Origin of the sequence: Klebsiella sp. BDA134-6, assembly GCF_015601345.1 — a bacterium.
GTDB classification, from domain to species: domain Bacteria; phylum Pseudomonadota; class Gammaproteobacteria; order Enterobacterales; family Enterobacteriaceae; genus Klebsiella; species Klebsiella grimontii.
The window spans coordinates 3,053,026-3,070,832 of sequence record NZ_CP064784.1; the positions used below are offsets into that span (position 1 = coordinate 3,053,026).

The 17,807-nt window shown below is 55.3% G+C and carries 18 protein-coding genes; 16 read left to right on the forward strand and 2 right to left on the reverse strand.

From position 1 onward, the window contains the following. The first annotated feature begins 102 nt into the window (after positions 1-102). The 3 genes from IYV58_RS14055 (at position 103) to IYV58_RS14065 (ending at position 1,801) form a co-directional block, all read left to right on the forward strand. On the forward strand, positions 103-684 hold the full coding sequence (locus IYV58_RS14055; protein WP_142446559.1) for a dienelactone hydrolase family protein: 582 nt from the start codon (positions 103-105) through the stop codon (positions 682-684). Between the two features lie 17 nt (positions 685-701). Beyond that, positions 702-1,274: a DUF1349 domain-containing protein gene (locus tag IYV58_RS14060; protein WP_172879895.1), complete on the forward strand. Its 573-nt coding sequence runs from the start codon at positions 702-704 to the stop codon at positions 1,272-1,274. 134 nt (positions 1,275-1,408) lie between these two features. Next, complete coding sequence (locus tag IYV58_RS14065) at positions 1,409-1,801, forward strand: VOC family protein (RefSeq protein WP_004120137.1); 393 nt, start codon at positions 1,409-1,411, stop codon at positions 1,799-1,801. 194 nt (positions 1,802-1,995) lie between these two features. On the opposite strand, the gene IYV58_RS14070 is transcribed toward IYV58_RS14065, so the two are convergent. Beyond that, positions 1,996-2,598 carry a DJ-1/PfpI family protein gene (locus tag IYV58_RS14070; protein WP_049115228.1) on the reverse strand — a complete coding sequence of 201 codons (603 nt, stop codon included), beginning with the start codon at positions 2,596-2,598 and terminating at the stop codon, positions 1,996-1,998. A gap of 208 nt (positions 2,599-2,806) precedes the next feature. Further along, the gene (locus tag IYV58_RS14075) at positions 2,807-3,433 is read right to left on the reverse strand and encodes a DUF1062 domain-containing protein (RefSeq protein WP_142468291.1); all 627 of its coding nucleotides are present in this window, start codon (positions 3,431-3,433) and stop codon (positions 2,807-2,809) included. Between the two features lie 366 nt (positions 3,434-3,799). Between IYV58_RS14075 and IYV58_RS14080 the strand changes: the two genes are divergently transcribed. From IYV58_RS14080 to IYV58_RS14140, 13 genes are all read left to right on the forward strand, one after another. Then, complete coding sequence (locus tag IYV58_RS14080; RefSeq protein WP_195729087.1) at positions 3,800-4,819, forward strand: LacI family DNA-binding transcriptional regulator; 1,020 nt, start codon at positions 3,800-3,802, stop codon at positions 4,817-4,819. Positions 4,820-5,100: 281 nt separating this feature from the next. Beyond that, positions 5,101-6,054 (forward strand): ABC transporter substrate-binding protein, encoded by a 954-nt coding sequence (locus tag IYV58_RS14085; protein ID WP_004120119.1) that lies wholly within the window; start codon positions 5,101-5,103, stop codon positions 6,052-6,054. A gap of 66 nt (positions 6,055-6,120) precedes the next feature. Next, complete coding sequence (locus tag IYV58_RS14090; RefSeq protein ID WP_004120117.1) at positions 6,121-7,653, forward strand: sugar ABC transporter ATP-binding protein; 1,533 nt, start codon at positions 6,121-6,123, stop codon at positions 7,651-7,653. After that, positions 7,640-8,659, forward strand: a complete 1,020-nt coding sequence (locus tag IYV58_RS14095) for an ABC transporter permease subunit (RefSeq protein WP_112164970.1) — start codon at positions 7,640-7,642, stop codon at positions 8,657-8,659. Before IYV58_RS14090 ends, IYV58_RS14095 begins: the two co-directional genes overlap by 14 nt. Before the next feature lie 76 nt (positions 8,660-8,735). Next, complete coding sequence (locus IYV58_RS14100) at positions 8,736-10,103, forward strand: hypothetical protein (RefSeq protein ID WP_049115224.1); 1,368 nt, start codon at positions 8,736-8,738, stop codon at positions 10,101-10,103. Beyond that, positions 10,103-11,023, forward strand: a complete 921-nt coding sequence (locus tag IYV58_RS14105; protein ID WP_195729088.1) for a carbohydrate kinase family protein — start codon at positions 10,103-10,105, stop codon at positions 11,021-11,023. Before IYV58_RS14100 ends, IYV58_RS14105 begins: the two co-directional genes overlap by 1 nt. Before the next feature lie 242 nt (positions 11,024-11,265). Next, complete coding sequence (locus IYV58_RS14110; protein ID WP_004120108.1) at positions 11,266-11,406, forward strand: hypothetical protein; 141 nt, start codon at positions 11,266-11,268, stop codon at positions 11,404-11,406. Between the two features lie 314 nt (positions 11,407-11,720). Beyond that, on the forward strand, positions 11,721-12,512 hold the full coding sequence (locus IYV58_RS14115; RefSeq protein ID WP_004120106.1) for a class I fructose-bisphosphate aldolase: 792 nt from the start codon (positions 11,721-11,723) through the stop codon (positions 12,510-12,512). Between the two features lie 14 nt (positions 12,513-12,526). Next, a complete protein-coding gene (locus IYV58_RS14120) occupies positions 12,527-13,078 on the forward strand; it encodes a glycerol-3-phosphate responsive antiterminator (protein WP_004120104.1) in 552 nt (183 codons plus the stop codon). A gap of 20 nt (positions 13,079-13,098) precedes the next feature. Then, entirely contained in the window at positions 13,099-14,637 is a 1,539-nt protein-coding gene (locus tag IYV58_RS14125; RefSeq protein ID WP_195729089.1) for an FGGY-family carbohydrate kinase, read from the forward strand. A gap of 11 nt (positions 14,638-14,648) precedes the next feature. Beyond that, positions 14,649-15,410, forward strand: coding sequence for an SDR family NAD(P)-dependent oxidoreductase (locus IYV58_RS14130; RefSeq protein ID WP_004120092.1), 762 nt, complete (start codon positions 14,649-14,651; stop codon positions 15,408-15,410). 16 nt (positions 15,411-15,426) lie between these two features. Next, positions 15,427-16,422 carry a 2-hydroxyacid dehydrogenase gene (locus IYV58_RS14135; RefSeq protein ID WP_004120090.1) on the forward strand — a complete coding sequence of 332 codons (996 nt, stop codon included), beginning with the start codon at positions 15,427-15,429 and terminating at the stop codon, positions 16,420-16,422. 89 nt (positions 16,423-16,511) lie between these two features. After that, positions 16,512-17,774, forward strand: coding sequence for a PTS galactitol transporter subunit IIC (locus tag IYV58_RS14140; protein WP_004113196.1), 1,263 nt, complete (start codon positions 16,512-16,514; stop codon positions 17,772-17,774). Positions 17,775-17,807 lie beyond the last annotated feature (33 nt).

Consider the following 17,807-nt stretch of genomic DNA (forward strand, 5'->3'; position numbering starts at 1 on the left):
GAGTAACCTGCCGGGCAGGTAGGTTTATACTACAGGCTTCAGCCCTGATAAACTGTCCATCCGACCGGAGATAAACCCAATTTATCCGCCAGAGGCGCATTTATGTTACCTGATTGCGATAAAGCCATCGTCCTGCTGCATGAAATCTACGGCATCAATGCGCATATTCAGCGAACCGCCGCGACCTGGCGCAGCCGCGGCTTCGATACGTACACGCCAGCGCTTTTTTCTCACTCTGCGCCGTTCGCCTATGAGCAGCAGGAGCAGGCCTGGCGCCACTTTTCTGATAACGTCGGATTTGATACCGCCGCCATTGTGTCACTGCTGGCCGAGCTTAGAGCGAAATACGGCACGCTAATCCTTATCGGCTACAGCGTGGGCGCCACCTTAGCCTGGCTGGCCGCGAGGAGCGGACTCTGCGACGCCGCGGTATGCCATTATGGATCGCGGATCCGCCTTTACAGCGACGTTGCGCCCCCCTGCCCGACGTTTGTCATCATCGCCCGCGATGAACCGGCATTCGATCCCTGCGTTATGCAAAACGAGCTGGAGAAAAATCCCTCCGTGACCAGCCGGATGTTCAATGCGCAGCACGGCTTTTGCGATGCCGACAGTTCAGCGTGGGATGCGCGCCTTGCGCAGCAGGCTGACGAGGACACGCTGCGGTTTTTAACGCTTATTTAGCAAAGACAGGAGGCCTGATGCATCAGGTATTTCACTGGATTAACGAACCCGCGACATGGTCGCAAGACGAAGGCGTACTCAGCGTAGTCACCGATGCGCAAACCGACTTCTGGCGCGAAACCTGGTACGGATTTGAACGCTTCTCCGGCCATATCTACGCAACGGAGGCCGTAGCGGATTTCACCTTTCAGGTGCGGGTCCGCGCCGATTTCAGCACCCTGTATGACCAGGCGGGGCTCATACTTATGCAGGACGCACAAAGCTGGCTCAAGGCCGGTATAGAGTACAACGACGGCGCGCCCGCTATCGGCAGCGTACTGACACAGGGAAAATCAGACTGGGCGACCGGTGTTTTTCCAGGCGACCCCGGAGAGTTCTGGCTGCGCCTGACCCGTCGGGGGGAAGCGCTGCGCCTGCAGTACTCTACTGATGGCCGTCAGTGGCCGCTGCTGCGGCTGTGTCCCTTTCCCCGCGGAACGGTAAAGATCGGCGTCATGTGCTGCACGCCGCAGCGTAGCGGACTACGGGTTAATTTCCACGATATAGCGCTGCTGCCGCCAAACGAGAAAGATCTGCACGACCTGAGCTGAGTCGCCGCCCCACGCGCAAGGCAAAATCGCGGAATAATCGCGATGAGGGTATGATTTTTAGCCCCCAGGCCTGCATGATCTTCTCCTTGCTGCTAGATTGGCATCGACCTTCAAACCAACAATGAGGAGGAGCCATGTTTTCTTACATCATGCTCGGCACTAACGATCTGCCACGCGCGATTCGTTTTTACGATCCGTTGATGGAGATGCTGGGGCATCCGCAGAGCGGTCGGAGCGATGAAGGCGCATCGTGGGGGACATTCAGCGGAAACCGCACCATCGGGCTGTGCGTTGGCAAACCGTTCAACCAACAGCGAGCGACGACGGGTAACGGCGTGATGGTGGCCCTGAACGCTCGTTCGGTTGAGCATATTCAGCAGTTGCATCAGCTGGCGCTGAATCTCGGGGGAACAGATGAAGGCGCCCCTGGCCACCGCCCGCAGTACGGTGAAGGTTTCCACAGCGCCTATGTCAGAGATCCGGACGGCAATAAGCTGGCGTTTGTGTATTACGCAAACGCAGGCTAAGCCCGCAGACCGGCAAGTAAAGGCAGGGTTAGCGCATGAGCGCATGGCGAAACCCTGCGCGTTGCTGAATATCGCGCCGGGCCCGAGCCGCCAGGTTCCGCCTGTTTCGCCTTCGGCGCTCATCAGTCATTCACGGCGCGCCCACGAGAAAAGCATTTTCAGCCCGTTGCCGTACAGCTGCGGTCGTCTCTGACTCAGCCTTCAGTAAACATGCCCGACGTAAACGCCGCCCGCATCGCTTCGATCTCGCCCGCCTGCGTCGCGTTTAATGCCGCCAGCATATTGCAGGTAAAATCCACAAAACCAACCCCATTGGCGGTCACCAGGTTGCCATCGCGAACCGAAGGCACGTTTCGGTAGCGCGCAGCGCCGCTGTAGGCGGAGCCTGCTCTGTTCTGCAGGTAGGCCAGCCCGTTCGAGGTGTGGTCGACATCATTGAGAAAGCCGTGCGCGCCGAGGAATGCCGAAGCGTCGCATATCGCGCCAACCACGATCTGCCGGGCCAGCGCTTGCTCTACCAGCGGCACCACCCGCCGGGCCTCCTCCCCCCACCAGTTCATACCGCCCACCAGCACCAGCGCGGCGTAATCATCGGGTATCGTCTCGAAGGTATAATCCGGCAGGCAACGGACCCCGCCAATAGACATCACCGGCCCCGCATCCGCGGCAACGGTCCTGACATCATACTGCGGCTCCCATATGCCAAATCCCCGGCGCAGCCCTGGCGCCAGCAGGGCAAACTCCCAGTCGGCATACTCCTCGATGAGCACAAACAGCACTTCTTTACGCGTATCCATAAATCTCATTCTCACCCTGGTCAACAGAATCAGCCGTCGCAGCATCCGGCCAGCTCTTCGCTGTCGCGATCGTTACTCTCGCCGTGCCGCCGCTATAAACTGTATAAATGCACAGTAATGAAGGCAAGGTTAATTTTCCCCTTATGGTAATTCGCAGTGATTTTTGCGAGCCTGCTCCCCGGATAGAAACACTACCCGGGGGCATTGGCTATCGTCTTCTGCGCTCCGGGTCTGCAGACAACGGAATACGCCTGTGAGCGAGAAGAACCTCCCTCGTGATGTACAGCGTATATCCTTCCGGCCTCAGTCTGGGCGATCGCAACGCCTTCAGCGTGATGCCGCTGATATCTCCCGACGCAAGGCGTTTACGGACCGCGCTACCGCTAAGGCGCAGCTGACTTCGTAGCACCGACAGCAGGCTGGTCTGAAAGGCCCGCGCAACGATGACCTCCACTCTCACCTGAGAAGCGCGAACAAGGTTGATTCGCCAGCGCTCCTTGACCACGAATTCAGGCGATCCCGATGGTGACGCGCGATTACGCCGCAGCACCAGCAGATCGTGAGAATAGGCCTCAACGGCAGATTTATCGTTAGCGCTAAATCGCTCGTAGAGCTGCGGATTGATTTTGCTGACCGGTAAACGAGAGAACAGGCTGATGTTCCAGGTATACGCGCAGCGGACGCACTGATAGATACTCCAGACATCGAGCATTTTTTTTTGTGAATTGACCCGGAAGGCGCCGGATGGGGTGAAATCCTGCTGCCCATGACAGGCGGGACAGCGCTTGCTAATCAGCTGGTAGCCCACAGGGCTGACGTTCCATGTGACTTTCATGGTGAACCTTTTTTAACCCATACAAAAGCGGATCCGCCGATAACGGACCGTGATTTTTGCGATGTGAAAAATATTTAATTAATACTTTTCAGTGGGTTAAAGAAAGATTTCCAACACGACTACCCTGTCTTACCGCCAATGGATGGGCCTAAGCGTAACAAAGCGGCTCAGGGTAAAAGTATGCATTAAATCAATAAACACTTGGAATTCATTCATAAACAGCATTGTTTATCTTCTGTTCACAAAACGAGAAGCGGCTCACTGATCAAACAAACCTAAACGTTTATGTTTTGTCTCATAAACGTTTAGGTTAAGGAAATAACCGTTTATATCACGGGTAATTTTCATAATTGCAGAGAGCGAAAAATGCGAAAAGCGACGATGCGGGATGTGAGTGAGGCGACGGGGTTTTCAATGTTCACCGTCTCACGCGCGCTAAACGGTGGCGATGGTGTCGCTGATGATAGCCGGGAGCTGATTTTAAAAGTGGCGCGCGAGCTCGGCTATGTCCCTAACCGTGCGGCACAGGCGCTACGCCGTTCGAGCAGAGATTCGGTAGCGGTGATTACCGCCCATGCGTCGAACTCTTACTACCTCAACCTGATGTCCGGGATTCAGCAGATGCTGCAGCCTTCGCAGTGGACCGTGGTGCTTGGCGATATCGCGGTAAACGGGATCTACGACCGGGCGCAGGAAGATCGCATGATTAACCGCCTGATCGAATCGCGGATGGCCGGGATCATTTCGACGGTGACGCTCCAGCCGGAGAGCCTGAGCCTGCTGGCGAAATGGGATATTCCGGTGGTCTTCGTTGACTCTCCTCCTCGCGGCGAGCACAACTTTCCCAGCGTCACAACCGACAATTACCATGCCAGCCTGCTGGTGGGGAACCATCTGGCGCAGCACGGCAATAAAAACTGGCTGTTGCTGATCTACCCGGACCGCTGGACCACGCGTTTTGAACGTGAGCGCGGGATCCGCGAGGCCGCTGAGCAGTGCGGCGCCACGCTTGAGGTTGTCGAAACGGAGAACGATGCGCAGTCGGCTGCGGACACCCTGAGCCGGTACCTGGACCGGCAGACATCGCTGCCGGACGCGCTAATTGCCGGTAACAACCCTATTCTGCTGGGTTCACTTAAACAGCTTCAGCAGCGCCAGATAGCCATTCCCGGCGATATGGCCCTTATTGCCTATGACGAATTCGACTGGGCGCCGCTATTGAATCCTCCGCTCACGGTGCTCAATGAAAACAGCGAAGAGATTGGCAGACAGTCGGCTGAAATGCTTATCCAGTTAATTAATCCGGAAGCAAAAGGAGAAATTAATACCCAGCGTAAAGTTCCCGCCGAGCTGGTTATTCGCCAGTCCTGCGGCTGTAGAAAATGAATAACCATTAAAAAAGAGATGATTGAGATGGCTGACAACCGGTAGCCCCAACGGCATTGTACGGGCCGACAGACGTTGCTCTTGCGGTTCTGTCCCTCCCGGCCAAAAAGCGGGCTACCCGGTGCGAAACAATTTTGCCGCCACTCTCTCATCATTTTAGCGATGTAAATAACGGCTGAAGTCATCAGTCGCAATTAAAAAAACAACATCAGGGGATTATTTCTGAGGCATCCCCACACCTGGCCGTACGTCATACCACAAGAAAATGAAAGGAGCAGAATATGACCAAACTTCGCAAAGCATGGCTGGCTGTCGCGGTTACCGCGGTAATCACCACCATGACAGGGTTTATTCCCGCAGCCAGCGCCGCGCCGCAGGATGGCAAAAAAATCTCCCGCATCGGCTTAATGGTGCAGGACATGTCCAACCCCTTCTTCTCCGCGATGGAAAGGAACGCTAAGCAGGCCGCGGCGAAAATCGGCGCCACCCTTAACGTCCAGGATGCGCAGGTGGATCTGGCAAACCAGAACACGCAGATTGACGCGTTTATTCAGCAGAAAGTGGATCTCATCATTATTTCCGCCGTCGATGAGTCCGGGATCGAGCCGGCCATTCAGCGCGCAAAAGCCGCCGGAATTATCGTTATTGCGGTCGATACGCCCGCTAAAGGCGCAGACGCGGCGATCATGACCAACGCCATCCAGGCCGGGGAAACCTCCTGCGAATACCTGTTCAGCCAGATGGGCGGCAAAGGCAAAGTGCTGCTGGTGGATGGCACGCCGATTCAGACCATTATCGACCGCATCAAAGGCTGTAAAAACGTCGCACAAAAATACCCGGATATCAAAATTGTCGGCCAGCAGGCATCGCGCAACGACCGCGCTTCCGGCCTGATGGTGACCACCGACATGCTCACGGCCAATCCTGACGTCGCCGGTATTTTCGGCATGAACGATCCTTCCGCGCTCGGCGCGGTACTGGCCGTTGAACAGGCGGGTAAAGCCGGCGCGATCAAAGTTACCGGCGTCGACGGTAGCCCGGAAGCGGTTGAAGAACTCAAGCGCAGCGGCTCGCCGTTCATCGGCACCGCGACGCAAAACCCGGGAGAAATGGTGCGCCAGGCCATCACGCTGGCTCAGGATATGGTCGACGGCAAACCGATAGCTTCCCGTACCGTTTTAATCCCAAGCGTACTGGTCACCCGCGATAACGTAGGTAGCTATCCGGGTTGGTAATCACATCGTCACTCTAAGAAGCAACAAACGGGATGACCCTCAGGTTCATCCCTGAGGGCAAAGACAATGGCCGACATATCATCACCTCCCTTACTCAGGCTGGAAGGGATTTCAAAACGCTACGGCGCGACGCTCGCGCTGAACAACGTACGCTTTGATTTATTTGCCGGAGAGGTCCATGCCCTGATGGGGGAAAACGGCGCGGGTAAATCCACGCTGATGAAAATCCTCTCCGGAAACGAGCAGCGCGATAGCGGCGTTATTTTTATCGATGGACAAGAGATTGATATTCGCACGCCCCGGGACGCGCGCAAATATGGTATCGCCATTATCCACCAGGAGCTGAACACGGTGCCGGATATGACGGTGGCGGAAAACCTGTTTCTCGGCCAGGAGCCAACCTCTTTCGCCGGGATTCTCGATCGCAAACGGATGCACCGGGAGGCCAGAGAGAAGCTGAATCGGATTAACGCGGATATCGACCCGCAGGCGCCGCTCGGATCATTGAGCATCGGGCGTCAGCAAATGGTGGAGATCGCCCGCGCCGTCAGTGAAAACGCCAAAGTGCTGGTGCTTGATGAGCCGACCGCCGCCCTGTCGCGGGCGGAGACGCTCCAGCTCTATCGATTGATCGCGCAGATGCGCCAGGACGGCGTCGGCATGGTCTACATCTCGCACCGCATGGAAGAGGTATGGCAGCTGGCAAACCGGGTCACGGTCTTCAGGGACGGAACGTGGATCGGCACGGAAAACCTCGGCAACGTCTCAACCACCGATATCGTGCGCATGATGGTCGGCCGGCAAATCGTCGATCTCTATCAGCACGAGCCGCGTACGCCCGGCGACGTCCTGCTGGAAGTCAGGGATCTGGCAGGCAGTGCGACCGGCCCGGTCTCCTTTGAGGTCAGCGCGGGCGAAGTAGTGAGCATGTCCGGTCTGGTGGGCTCCGGGCGAACCGAAGTTGCCCGCCTGCTCTTCGGCGCCGATCCGCGCAGCCAGGGAAGCGTGCGCCTTGCCGGCAGGGAGAGCCAGCCGTCAGACCCCACCGCCGCTATTGCCGACGGTATTGGAATGGTGACCGAAGACCGTAAAACCCAGGGACTGTTTCTCGGTCATTCGGTTGAGCACAACATTGATATCAGCTCGCTGGATCACTTTGTCGCCGGCGGCGTGGTTAAACGTAAAACCATCCGCGCTGCCGTCCTGGAGCAGATGCGCAGGCTGCGGCTGCGGGAAAACGCCGTTGAACTGCCCGTCAGCGCCCTGTCCGGCGGAAATCAGCAGAAAGCGGCGCTGGCGCGCTGGCTGCTGCGCGACTCGAGGTTGCTTATCCTCGATGAACCAACCCGCGGCGTGGACATTGGCGCCAAAAGGGAAATTTACGAGCTGATAGACAGACTCGCTCGCGCCGGCAAAGCCATCCTGGTGATCTCTTCCGATTTGCCAGAGGCCATCGGCATCAGCGACCGCGTGCTGGTCATGCGCGGCGGGCGAATCGTCCACCAGATCCCCTCATGTACAGCCACGGAAGAAGAAGTAATGCTGCACGCAACAGGAACCTTTACCAGTCAATCCGGAGAATGCCATGGACAACAATAAACCTGTGACGGAACTGCCGGTCAAAGCGTCGTTTGATTTTGCCAAATGGTGGGACCGGGTGGGGATCTTAATCGTCCTGCTGGTTTTGCTGATCCTCATGTCGACCTTCGCGCCAAACTTTAACCGCGTCGATAATCTGCTGAATATCGCCCGCTCGATTTCCGTCAACGCCATTCTGGCGGCGGGCATGACCTTCGTCATTTTAACCAGCGGTATCGATTTATCCGTCGGGTCGATCGTCGCCGTTTCCGGCGTGGTCTCGGTGGTGGCGGCGATGGCCGGGATCCCCGCGCCGCTGGCGATTCTGGCCGGGGTTGGCGTTGGCGCGCTCTGCGGTCTGCTTAACGGCGTGCTCACCGCCTATCTCGCCCTCGCGCCGTTTATCGTCACCCTCGGGACAATGACCTTCCTGCGCGGTATGGCCTACACCATTACTGAAGGGCAGCCTATTGTGTCGAGTAGCCTTAGCTTCCGCGAGCTGGGCAACGGCTATCTTATCGGGATTCCCATCCCGGTCATTATCATGCTGGTGGTTTACCTGCTGGCGTGGTTCATTCTCGAACGCACCCGCTTTGGCCGTCACATTTACGCCGTCGGCGGCAACGCCCAGGCCGCCCGCCTGGCCGGCGTACGGGTCAAGCGCGTGCTGGCGGCGGTGTATATGATTGCTGGCGTCTGCGCGGGCCTGGCGGGCATTATCTTCGCCGCCAGGGTGATTTCCGCCCAGCCTACTGCCGGAACGGGATATGAGCTGGACGCCATTGCGGCCGTTGTCCTGGGAGGTACCAGCCTCGCCGGTGGGCGCGGGCGAATTATCGGCACTCTGATTGGCTCGATAATACTTGGCGTACTCAGTACCGGTCTGATTCTGCTCAGCGTGCCCTTTTTCACCCAACTCTTAATCAAAGGCATCGTCATCATACTCGCCGTGGCGATTGACGGACTGAAGCAGCATCCGGAACTGTTTACCTTCTGGCGGAAAAAAGAGATCGCCCGTCCCCGCTAGCTTTCCCTGACGCTTTGTCTATCCGCCGCATCGGCGGCGGGTTTTCGTTTGCTTAAAATCTGATGGAGTAAACCCCATGACATACCACATTACCCTGACGGATCCGATGAATGGCCCCCGGGATCGCGAACCGATTACGTTTACCCTCCCTGAGAGGCTAGCGGAACCCCTGTGGTGGGCCATTACCGGTGAAGACGAGCGGATCCTTTGCCAGCGTCTCGAACATGAATCGTCGACAAGCAGTACCGCTTTTATCGCGACGGTCAGCTTCAGCGGTACCTTTAAGATGCGGCTTGAGCGGCCGCTCACGGCAGCTGAAGTCGATGAAATATCCGGTATCCAAACGCTGCCCGGCCGGGAGAGCGACTGTTTTGTGCGCCTCAATACCGGCTGTTTCGATCTGGAAATGTGTCGGGGAACCGCTCAGGGCGTCGGTTCATCAAAATGGGGGCTGCGCCATTTCCGCGCTCTGCAGGACGGCGTCGAACTGCTTCCTTCGGGGAATAATGCCATCGGCGGTTTTTACGGTCCGTTCTTTACCCCGGAGAACGGGCTGATTAACCCGCCGGAGCATACCGTCGTTGATATTGAGATCGTTGAACAGGGTCCTGTCTATCATCACTACCGCATGCGCGGCGCGATCCCCGACGGATTATTACCGGAGCTGCGCGGTAAGCGCTTCGCCATCGACTGGAAATTTAGCTGGAACACGCCCTGGTTTCAGCGGCGCTACTGTGTAGATGATTTTTCGACGATCATCAACGGCCGTTCAGTGACCAACAAGATCACCGTCGGCGACGAATTTGAGAGCGGCCCGGGAAAACTGCTGTTCGATCGCTTCGCGGCGTACGGGGGCACCCGCTATCGTGCGGGCGACCCCTACGCCGAAGAGCTGGTCGCCATGGTGGCCAATACCGTCGCCACGTCGGAAAATCAAAGCCCGAAATTTGCCGAATTCCGCGAACAGCTCGCCGATATGGCTTCTGCCCACTGGGATCTCTACTGGCGGATGTTCTGCCGCTGGGAGCACGTGCTGGATGAAGCGGAGATTCGCCAGCGGCTGAGTCAGGTGCGCGCCCGCGCGCATCTTCGGGCCGATCTGACCGAGCGGGAATGGCTGCTGACCAACTCGCCCGTTAACGTTTCCGCTGTCGCGGATGAAACCATCTTCCCCGGGCCGGCCAGTAAAACCGTCGAGTACGATTCGGCGAGCGGCCGGGCGATGATCTGGTGGACCTCCCGCCCCTCCGGCGCGTTTCAGATAGTCCAGCGCCGTCAGTCCGGATGGGTTAACTGGGGCAGCAACGGCGAAAATGAGTGTCCGGAGCTCCCCGTCGGCGTCGAGATCAAGACCGCCTGCGGGATCTTCGCCGACAACTGGATGCAGATAGCCGATCGGCTGGAAACCCCGCCGGTAGTCACGGTTCGTAAAGGAGATAACTGATGATCCTCTGCTGCGGAGAAGCCCTCATCGACATGCTGCCCTGCCGGAGCCGTGAAAATGCTCCCGCCTTTACGCCCTGCGCCGGCGGCGCGGCGTTCAATACCGCCATTGCCCTCGGGCGCCAGGGGGTGGCGGTCAGTCTGTTTTCCGGTTTATCGGACGATTTTATGGGTGACATGCTACGCCACACGCTTGACGCCTCCGGCGTGGATTATTCGCCCTCAACCCGCGCGCCGCTGCCTACCACTCTCGCCTTCGTCAGGCTGGTAGGCGGTCAGGCCCGCTATACCTTTTACGATGAGAATAGCGCCGGTCGAATGCTGACCGAAAACGACCTGCCGACGCTCGGGGATGACGTCTCCGCCGTTCTGTTCGGCTGCATCAGCCTGATCGCCGAACCGTGCGGCAGCATTTATGAAGCGCTGATGGTAAGGGAAGCACCGCGTCGGGTGATGTTCCTCGACCCTAATATTCGTGAAATTTTCATCCCGGACCGGCAGAAACACCTGGCGCGCATGATGCGGATGATCGCGCTGGCGGATATCGTCAAGCTTTCCGATGAGGATCTCGCGTGGTTTGCCGAACCCGGCGAAGAACACGAGGTAATACGCCGTTGGCTGGCGCTGGGGCCGAAGCTTATCGTGGTCACCCGCGGGGCTGACGGCGCTGATGCCTGGACCGCTGATTTTCATCTGCATGTGCCCGCTATACGCGTAGCGGTGGCCGATACCGTCGGCGCGGGTGATACGGTGAATGCCGGTATTCTCGCCAGCCTCTCGCAGGCCGGGCTCCTGGAGAAGGAGAAACTAGTGACACTGTCACGTGATCAGGTGCGCCGCGCGGTCGATCTCGGTATGCGCGCCGCCGCGGTGACGGTTTCGAGGCCAGGAGCTAACCCGCCCTGGGACCATGAACTCTGATGCGGCAGAGACCAGGACTGTAAACAACGGAAAGCCGGATGAGGGTCTGTAACCGCGCGTATCAACGGACCCTTATCATTAGTATTTATGGATATGATTTCTATCCCAATTATTGAATGAAAGCTAAACCAGCTTCATTTATTCATAGGTTATTGCCGACTAATCCATTAGTATCAGGCAATTAGATCGGCACTCAATTTTTGCCCTTCTCGCTAATGGACATCAGGGACAGGAGGTCAATCATGAAAATGAATCAATGGTTTGTACGTTTGCGTAATACTCCCATTCCGCAGCGCAAGCTGCATCCGGCGAAATGGCTGACGCTGCTCGCCTTTCTGCTACTGCTGGCGCAGCTGGCGGTAGAGTCTTTGCTCTCAGTATAAGCACAATCAAAATGGGCGTTAATATCAAAACTCGCCAGCATCGATAAGATAAAACTCAAATTTAATTCGTGATAAACATCTCAGTTTATCAACAACGGCTAGACAGAAAGAACTCTGGCATGCTAGTAATTAATTCAAGCAAGGGAACGGATTTAAATTAAATGCCATTTAAACCCTACCCATAAGGCTGAAAAATTAATTGATAATGGTTTGGATTACTGAACGATTATCAAAAGGGTAAGTGAATCGAAGGCCCTCAGAGACGAAAGTCTCTGAGGGCCTTTTTGTTTTTTTTCTATCTCAGGAGTCAAAAAATGTCTAAAGAACGTCGTCTCTCTCGTATTTTCGCAAAAGATGGTAAATCCGTCACGCTGGCGCTGGATGGCTACTATTTTTCAAGCAAAACAAATGGTATTGATAATACGATAAATCAGCTTCCGGCCCTTGTTGAAAGCGGCCTGGACTGCGCGCTGGTCACTTATGGCATGTTGAAAAATTTCCGCGAAGTTTTCAATTGCGTTCCCGTTGTATTACGCGTCGATAGCACAGTGAATATTTTTGATAATACCGTTCCCGATACCACACCCGTCTTTTCCATTGAGGATGCGCTGAAAGTGGCTGCGGAAGGCGTGGTGTGCATGACCTTCCCCGGCGCATTTAATGAAGAGAAAACGCACATCATGGCGATGCAGCTGGCGCAGGCCGCCGATCGCTGGAACGTGCCGCTGATCGTGGAATCCCTGCCGTACGGCTATCCCGTGACCAGCGACGACTCCAACAACCCGTCCGTTATCGCCGCCTCGGCCCGCATCGCCGTTGAGCTGGGTGCTGACGTGATCAAAACCCGCTTCACCGGCACCGAGGACGACCGCCTTATCGTCGAAGCGGCCGGCGTGCCGGTGCTGGCGCTGGGCGGCCCGAAAACCGGCATCGACGGTTATTTTAAATTTGTGCAGCACTGCATGCAGGTGGGTGCAAAAGGCGTAGCGGTGGGTCGCAATATCACTCAGGACCCACAGCCGGCAAAAGTAGTAGCAGGTCTGAATGCCATCATCCATGAAAATGCGACAGCGGAAGATGCCTACAGCCTCTACATGGCTAAATAACATCGGATATTAATATGCTCTTAAATAACACCATCATTCCTTCAATCAGAAAATATAAACATTTTGAACAGGCGCTGGCCTGCGCATCAGAATACGTACTGCTATCCGAAGCGAATATCGGCAACCTGCAATCGTTGATCGGTAAATGTCATCAGAGTGGCAAGAAAGTGCTTATTCACCTCGAGCTCTTGGGTGGTTTTAAACCTGACCAGGCGGGAATTAGTTTGCTCAAAAATTACTACAAGGTTGATGGTGTTATTTCGTCCAATCTCTCGGCCCTACGCTATGCCAAAAAAGAGGGATTGTTAACTATCTTTCGGGTATTGCTCATCGACTCACGTTCGCTGGATTACTCCATCGATATTGTTAAGCATAACCCGCCAGATGCTATTGAAATCTTACCTGCTGAATATGCCTGCCAGTGTCTGGAATTGATTAGCCGGAATTTAAAAGGCTTTGATGTGATATTCATCGCCGGAGGCTTTGTTAAGCGGAAATACCTTGTAGATAAAATTTTCCATGCCGGATTTAAAGGCATTACCACCAGCGAACCCGGTTTATGGTAACGCATAAGGAGTCCACGCGAATGAAACAACACTATGTCATGGGCATTGATAACGGCGGCACCGTTACAAAAGCGGCGATTTACGATCGCGCCGGCAACGTGGTGGCCAGCGCGTCGAAGTCAACGCAGATGCTGACCCCGAAGGAATTTCACACCGAGCGAGATATCAACGAACTCTGGGCGGCTAACGTCGAAGTCATTAAAAAAGCCATCGCGCAGTCGGGTATCGACGCCGGCCAAATCAAAGGCGTAGCGGTAACCGGTCACGGCAACGGGCTGTATATGGTGGATGAAACCGGTGCCCCGGTGCGCAACGGAATTATCTCCACCGATAGCCGGGCTAAAGCCTGGGTAGAAAAGTGGTACCGCGACCCGACGTTTGTTAGCGATATTTTGCCCAAAACTATGCAGTCTATCTGGGCAGGTCAGCCCATCGCCCTCCTCGCCTGGCTGAAAGAGAACGAGCCGGAAACGCTGTGTAAAGCGCGCTACATTTTCATGGTCAAAGATCTGATTCGTTTTTATCTGACTGGCGAAGCCTTTCTCGAACTTACCGATATCTCAGGGACTAACCTGATCAACGTTCGCGACCGCGACTATGACGCCTCGCTGCTGGCCTGGTGGGGACTCGGCGATCTGCGCGATAAACTTCCGCCCATCAGGCTCTCCACCGATTGCTGCGGCTACATTACCGACGACGTCGCGCAGCTCACCGGTTTGTGTGCCGGAACGCCGGTCTCGGGCGGGGTGTTTGATATCTCGGCGTCATCCGTCGCTTCCGGCATCAATACCCTGGATAAGCTGGCGATTATTACCGGAACATGGAGCATCAATGAATACGTGACCGACCATCCGGTTATCGACCAGGATCTCTTTATGACCTCGATTTATCCGATTGAGGGCAAATGGTTAATTACCGAGGCCAGCCCCACTTCCGCCAGTAATCTGGAGTGGTTTATCAATAACTTTATGGAAGGCGATCGCACCGCCGCCGCCGTACGGGGATCGTCAGTCTACGATCTATGCAATGATCTGGTCTCCACGACAACGCCCGCCGAGAGCCACCTGCTGTTCTTCCCGTTTGTCTTCGGTTCCAACACCATCCCGGACGCCTCTGCGGGGTTTATCGGCCTGAATAGTTTCCATAAAAAAGCGCATTTTCTGCGCGCAATTTATGAAGGGGTCGCTTTCAGCCATCTGTATCACACCGAACGGTTACGCAACATCAACCCTGCTCTCAGTCGCACCATTCGGATTGCGGGCGGCGTCACTAACTCTGCGGTCTGGCTGCAGATATTCGCCGACATTTTCCAGTCCACTCTGGAGATTGTCGACGTGAAAGAGCACGGCACCCTGGGCACCGCGATGACCGCCGCGGTGATGGTTGGCTGGTTTGATGACGTCTTTGCCGCCTCAAATGAGATGGTTCACGTTTCGCGAACGGTCACGCCGAACCCGGACAATAACAAGGTCTATCAGGATAAGTATCAGCTCTACAAAAATCTACTATCGGAAATGCAGTCTCCGTGGAAAAGCTGCAGTAACTACATCACGCATTAAGCGAGGAAAGTATGGATCTGAATTTACACCACCGCACGGCTATCGTTACCGGAGGCGCTACGGGCCTCGGCAAAGAGTTTGTCCTTTCACTCGCCCGAGAAGGGGTCAACATCTGCTTCACCTATATGCGTGATGAGGAGCGCCCGGAACAGCTGATTGCTACGGTAAAAAGTAGCGCCAGCGTCGAAATTATTGCGGTGAAAACCGATCTTTCCGATGAGCAAAGCCGGGAGAATCTGTTCGCGACCTGCATTGAGCGGCTGGGGAACGCCGATATTCTGGTCAACAACGCCGGGATCTGGCTAAGCGGCTACGTCACTGAAATCACCCAGCAGGAGTGGGACAGCGTGATGAACATCAACCTGAAGGCGGTGTTCCACCTGAGCCAGCTGTTTGTCAACCACTGCCTGGCGAAAGATCAGGCCGGCAGCATTCTGAATATCACGTCTCAGGCGGCCTTCCACGGTTCGACCACCGGTCATGCACATTACGCGGCCAGTAAAGCGGGCCTGGTGGCATTTTCTATCTCGTTGGCACGCGAGGTGGCGAAACAGAAAATCAATGTCAACAACATCGCCGTCGGCATTATGGATACCGCGATGATCCGTAAAAACATTGAGCAGAATCCTGACTATTACGTCAGCCGTATACCGGTGGGCCGGGTGGCCCAACCGCACGAAATTGCCGACATCGGCGTCTTCATGGTCTCACCGAAAACCAGCTATATGACGGGAGCGACTCTGGATGTCACCGGCGGTATGTTGATGCGTTAATTTATGGAGAATGATTATGAAATGTCTGGCAATTGCCGATCTGTTTATCAATGCAGCGATGATGGACACGGGTCTGAAAGCGCTGAAAGATAAAGGTATTACAGTGGAAGTGCGCGAATGGTCGCATGAGTCGATTGAAAAACTGCAAGAGGATAATTTACTGGTTGAACAGCAAGGTTCTGAGGCGCTGGCGCTGCCTGCCGCTCTGCTTCAGGGTGCTGAGGAGACGGAGATCCTGATAGTCCAGTTCGCCCCGGTTAACGTGGCGGTATTCGACAAGCTGCCAAAACTTAAATACGTTGGCGTGCTGCGCGGCGGCATTGAAAACGTTAATCAGGCGGAGGCAAAAGCGCGCGGAATTGAGGTGATGAACACGCCGGGGCGTAACGCCCGCAGCGTGGCGGAGTTTACCGTCGGCATGATTCTGGCGGAAATGCGCAATATCGCCCGCTCGCACGATGCGCTGCGCGATAAGTTCTGGCGTAAAGAGAGCCCTAACCACCGGGCCATTCCTGAACTGGGCGGCAAAGTGGTAGGTCTGGTCGGGCTGGGGCATATCGCGCAGCTGGTGGCCGGCTTCCTGCGCGGTTTCGGCAGCGAGATTATCTTTTACGATAAGTACGTCCCCGGCCATGACAGCTATGAAAAGGTGGATACTCTCGACGAGCTGGTTCGCCGTGCGGACGTGATTTCGCTGCATGCCCGCATGACTCCGGAAACGGAAAACCTGATCAACGCCCATCATTTTGAATTAATGAAGGAGAGCGCCATTATCGTCAACACAGCGCGTTCCGGATTAATTAATGAAAGCGATCTGATCGCCGCGCTGCGGGACGGTAAAATCATGGGCGCCGCCCTCGACACGTTTGATGATGAACCGCTGCCGGACAATAGCGCGTTTTATTCGCTGAATAACGTCACGATAACGCCGCATATTGCCGGCAGTACTATTGATGCCTTCAGCAATTCGCCGAAGATTTTTTCTGAGATATTGCTGAAGCAACTCGGTTAAATATTAAAAGAGCCGCTTAAGGTTTTTTCTACGGCCCATTGGGCACGGGTTCGCTCGCGCCCAATTCGGTCGCCTTTTAAGGAAATATTATGGATATTATCAACAGCATTATTAGTCTGGGGGCATCAGTGATGATGCCAGTAATATTCTTTATTATCGCACTGTGCTTTGGGGTTAAAATCGGCACCGCATTTAAAGCCGGGATGCTGGTCGGTATCGGCTTTGAAGGGGTGGGACTGGTGATCGGCCTGCTCTTAACCAACCTCGGGCCGGCGTCGCAGGCCATGGTTGAACGCATCGGCCTGCACCTGACGGTGGTCGATACCGGCTGGCCGACCGCCTCCACTATCGGCTGGGGCTCGCCGCTAATGCTGCCGGTAGTCGTGGGATTTATTGTTATTAATATTGCCATGCTGCTGCTTAAATTAACCAAGACGGTAAATATCGATATATTCAACTACTGGATTTTCCTGATTATGGGGTCGGTCGTGTATGCCGGCACCGGTAACTACTGGCTCTCCGTAGGCATTACCTTCGGCATATTTATCTTAACCCTGCTGGCGGCGGATTTAACCGCACCGTATTTGCAAAAAAACTATAATCTGCAAGGGATATCATTCCCCCATCTTACCTGTATAACCTACGTACCGTTTGGTATTGCCTGTAACTATATTATTGATAAGATCCCACTGATCAATAAAATTAATTTCGACCCGGAAAGTATTAATAAAAAATTCGGCGTCTTCGGGGAGCCACTCACTCTGGGCTTCGTGCTGGGGCTGCTGCTGGCCTTCCTGGCAGGGTACGATGTCTCGGCTGCGGTATCGCTGGCGATTAAAGTTTCCGCCGCCATGCTGCTGCTACCGAAAATGATCGAAATTTTAGTGCAGGGCCTGCTGATCGTGCGCGATGCCGCGGAAGCGAAGCTGAAAGCGAAATTTCCCAACCGCGATTTCTATATCGGCATGGATACCGCACTGCTTATTGGCGAACCTTCGGTGCTGGCAACCGGGCTGCTGCTGATCCCTATGGCGGTGGTGCTGGCGATTATTCTGCCAGGCAACCGCGTGCTGCCGTTTGTCGATCTGGCCTCCCTGATGTTCCTGCTGGCGATGGTAACGCCTTTTTGTAAACGTAATATGTTCCGCATGTTTATCACCGGCACGCTGGTGGTCACCTGTATTTTGTACGTCGGAACGGATATTTCGCGGGAATACACCCAGGCGGCGGTCAACTCTAATATTCCTGTGCCGGAGGGGATGGCAGAAATTACCAATATCGTTGGCGGAGCCACCACGCCGGTGGGCTGGCTGGCGGTGAAGTTCGGCGAGTTTTTCACTACCGCGCCGTAAATTCTCTCTCTTCTCACTCTGCCCGGCGCGGGA

Excerpts from the sequence above, each read along its gene's own strand:
- IYV58_RS14135 (WP_004120090.1), top strand. The coding sequence starts at position 15,427 with ATGAAATGTCTGGCAATTGCCGATCTGTTTATCAATGCAGCGATGATG.
- IYV58_RS14065 (WP_004120137.1), top strand. The coding sequence starts at position 1,409 with ATGTTTTCTTACATCATGCTCGGCACTAACGATCTGCCACGCGCGATT.
- IYV58_RS14060 (WP_172879895.1), top strand. The coding sequence starts at position 702 with ATGCATCAGGTATTTCACTGGATTAACGAACCCGCGACATGGTCGCAA.
- IYV58_RS14120 (WP_004120104.1), top strand. The coding sequence starts at position 12,527 with ATGCTCTTAAATAACACCATCATTCCTTCAATCAGAAAATATAAACAT.
- IYV58_RS14085 (WP_004120119.1), top strand. The coding sequence starts at position 5,101 with ATGACCAAACTTCGCAAAGCATGGCTGGCTGTCGCGGTTACCGCGGTA.
- IYV58_RS14070 (WP_049115228.1), bottom strand. The coding sequence starts at position 2,598 with ATGGATACGCGTAAAGAAGTGCTGTTTGTGCTCATCGAGGAGTATGCC.
- IYV58_RS14095 (WP_112164970.1), top strand. The coding sequence starts at position 7,640 with ATGGACAACAATAAACCTGTGACGGAACTGCCGGTCAAAGCGTCGTTT.
- IYV58_RS14125 (WP_195729089.1), top strand. The coding sequence starts at position 13,099 with ATGAAACAACACTATGTCATGGGCATTGATAACGGCGGCACCGTTACA.
- IYV58_RS14130 (WP_004120092.1), top strand. The coding sequence starts at position 14,649 with ATGGATCTGAATTTACACCACCGCACGGCTATCGTTACCGGAGGCGCT.
- IYV58_RS14140 (WP_004113196.1), top strand. The coding sequence starts at position 16,512 with ATGGATATTATCAACAGCATTATTAGTCTGGGGGCATCAGTGATGATG.
- IYV58_RS14055 (WP_142446559.1), top strand. The coding sequence starts at position 103 with ATGTTACCTGATTGCGATAAAGCCATCGTCCTGCTGCATGAAATCTAC.
- IYV58_RS14105 (WP_195729088.1), top strand. The coding sequence starts at position 10,103 with ATGATCCTCTGCTGCGGAGAAGCCCTCATCGACATGCTGCCCTGCCGG.
- IYV58_RS14115 (WP_004120106.1), top strand. The coding sequence starts at position 11,721 with ATGTCTAAAGAACGTCGTCTCTCTCGTATTTTCGCAAAAGATGGTAAA.
- IYV58_RS14080 (WP_195729087.1), top strand. The coding sequence starts at position 3,800 with ATGCGAAAAGCGACGATGCGGGATGTGAGTGAGGCGACGGGGTTTTCA.
- IYV58_RS14075 (WP_142468291.1), bottom strand. The coding sequence starts at position 3,433 with ATGAAAGTCACATGGAACGTCAGCCCTGTGGGCTACCAGCTGATTAGC.
- IYV58_RS14090 (WP_004120117.1), top strand. The coding sequence starts at position 6,121 with ATGGCCGACATATCATCACCTCCCTTACTCAGGCTGGAAGGGATTTCA.
- IYV58_RS14110 (WP_004120108.1), top strand. The coding sequence starts at position 11,266 with ATGAAAATGAATCAATGGTTTGTACGTTTGCGTAATACTCCCATTCCG.
- IYV58_RS14100 (WP_049115224.1), top strand. The coding sequence starts at position 8,736 with ATGACATACCACATTACCCTGACGGATCCGATGAATGGCCCCCGGGAT.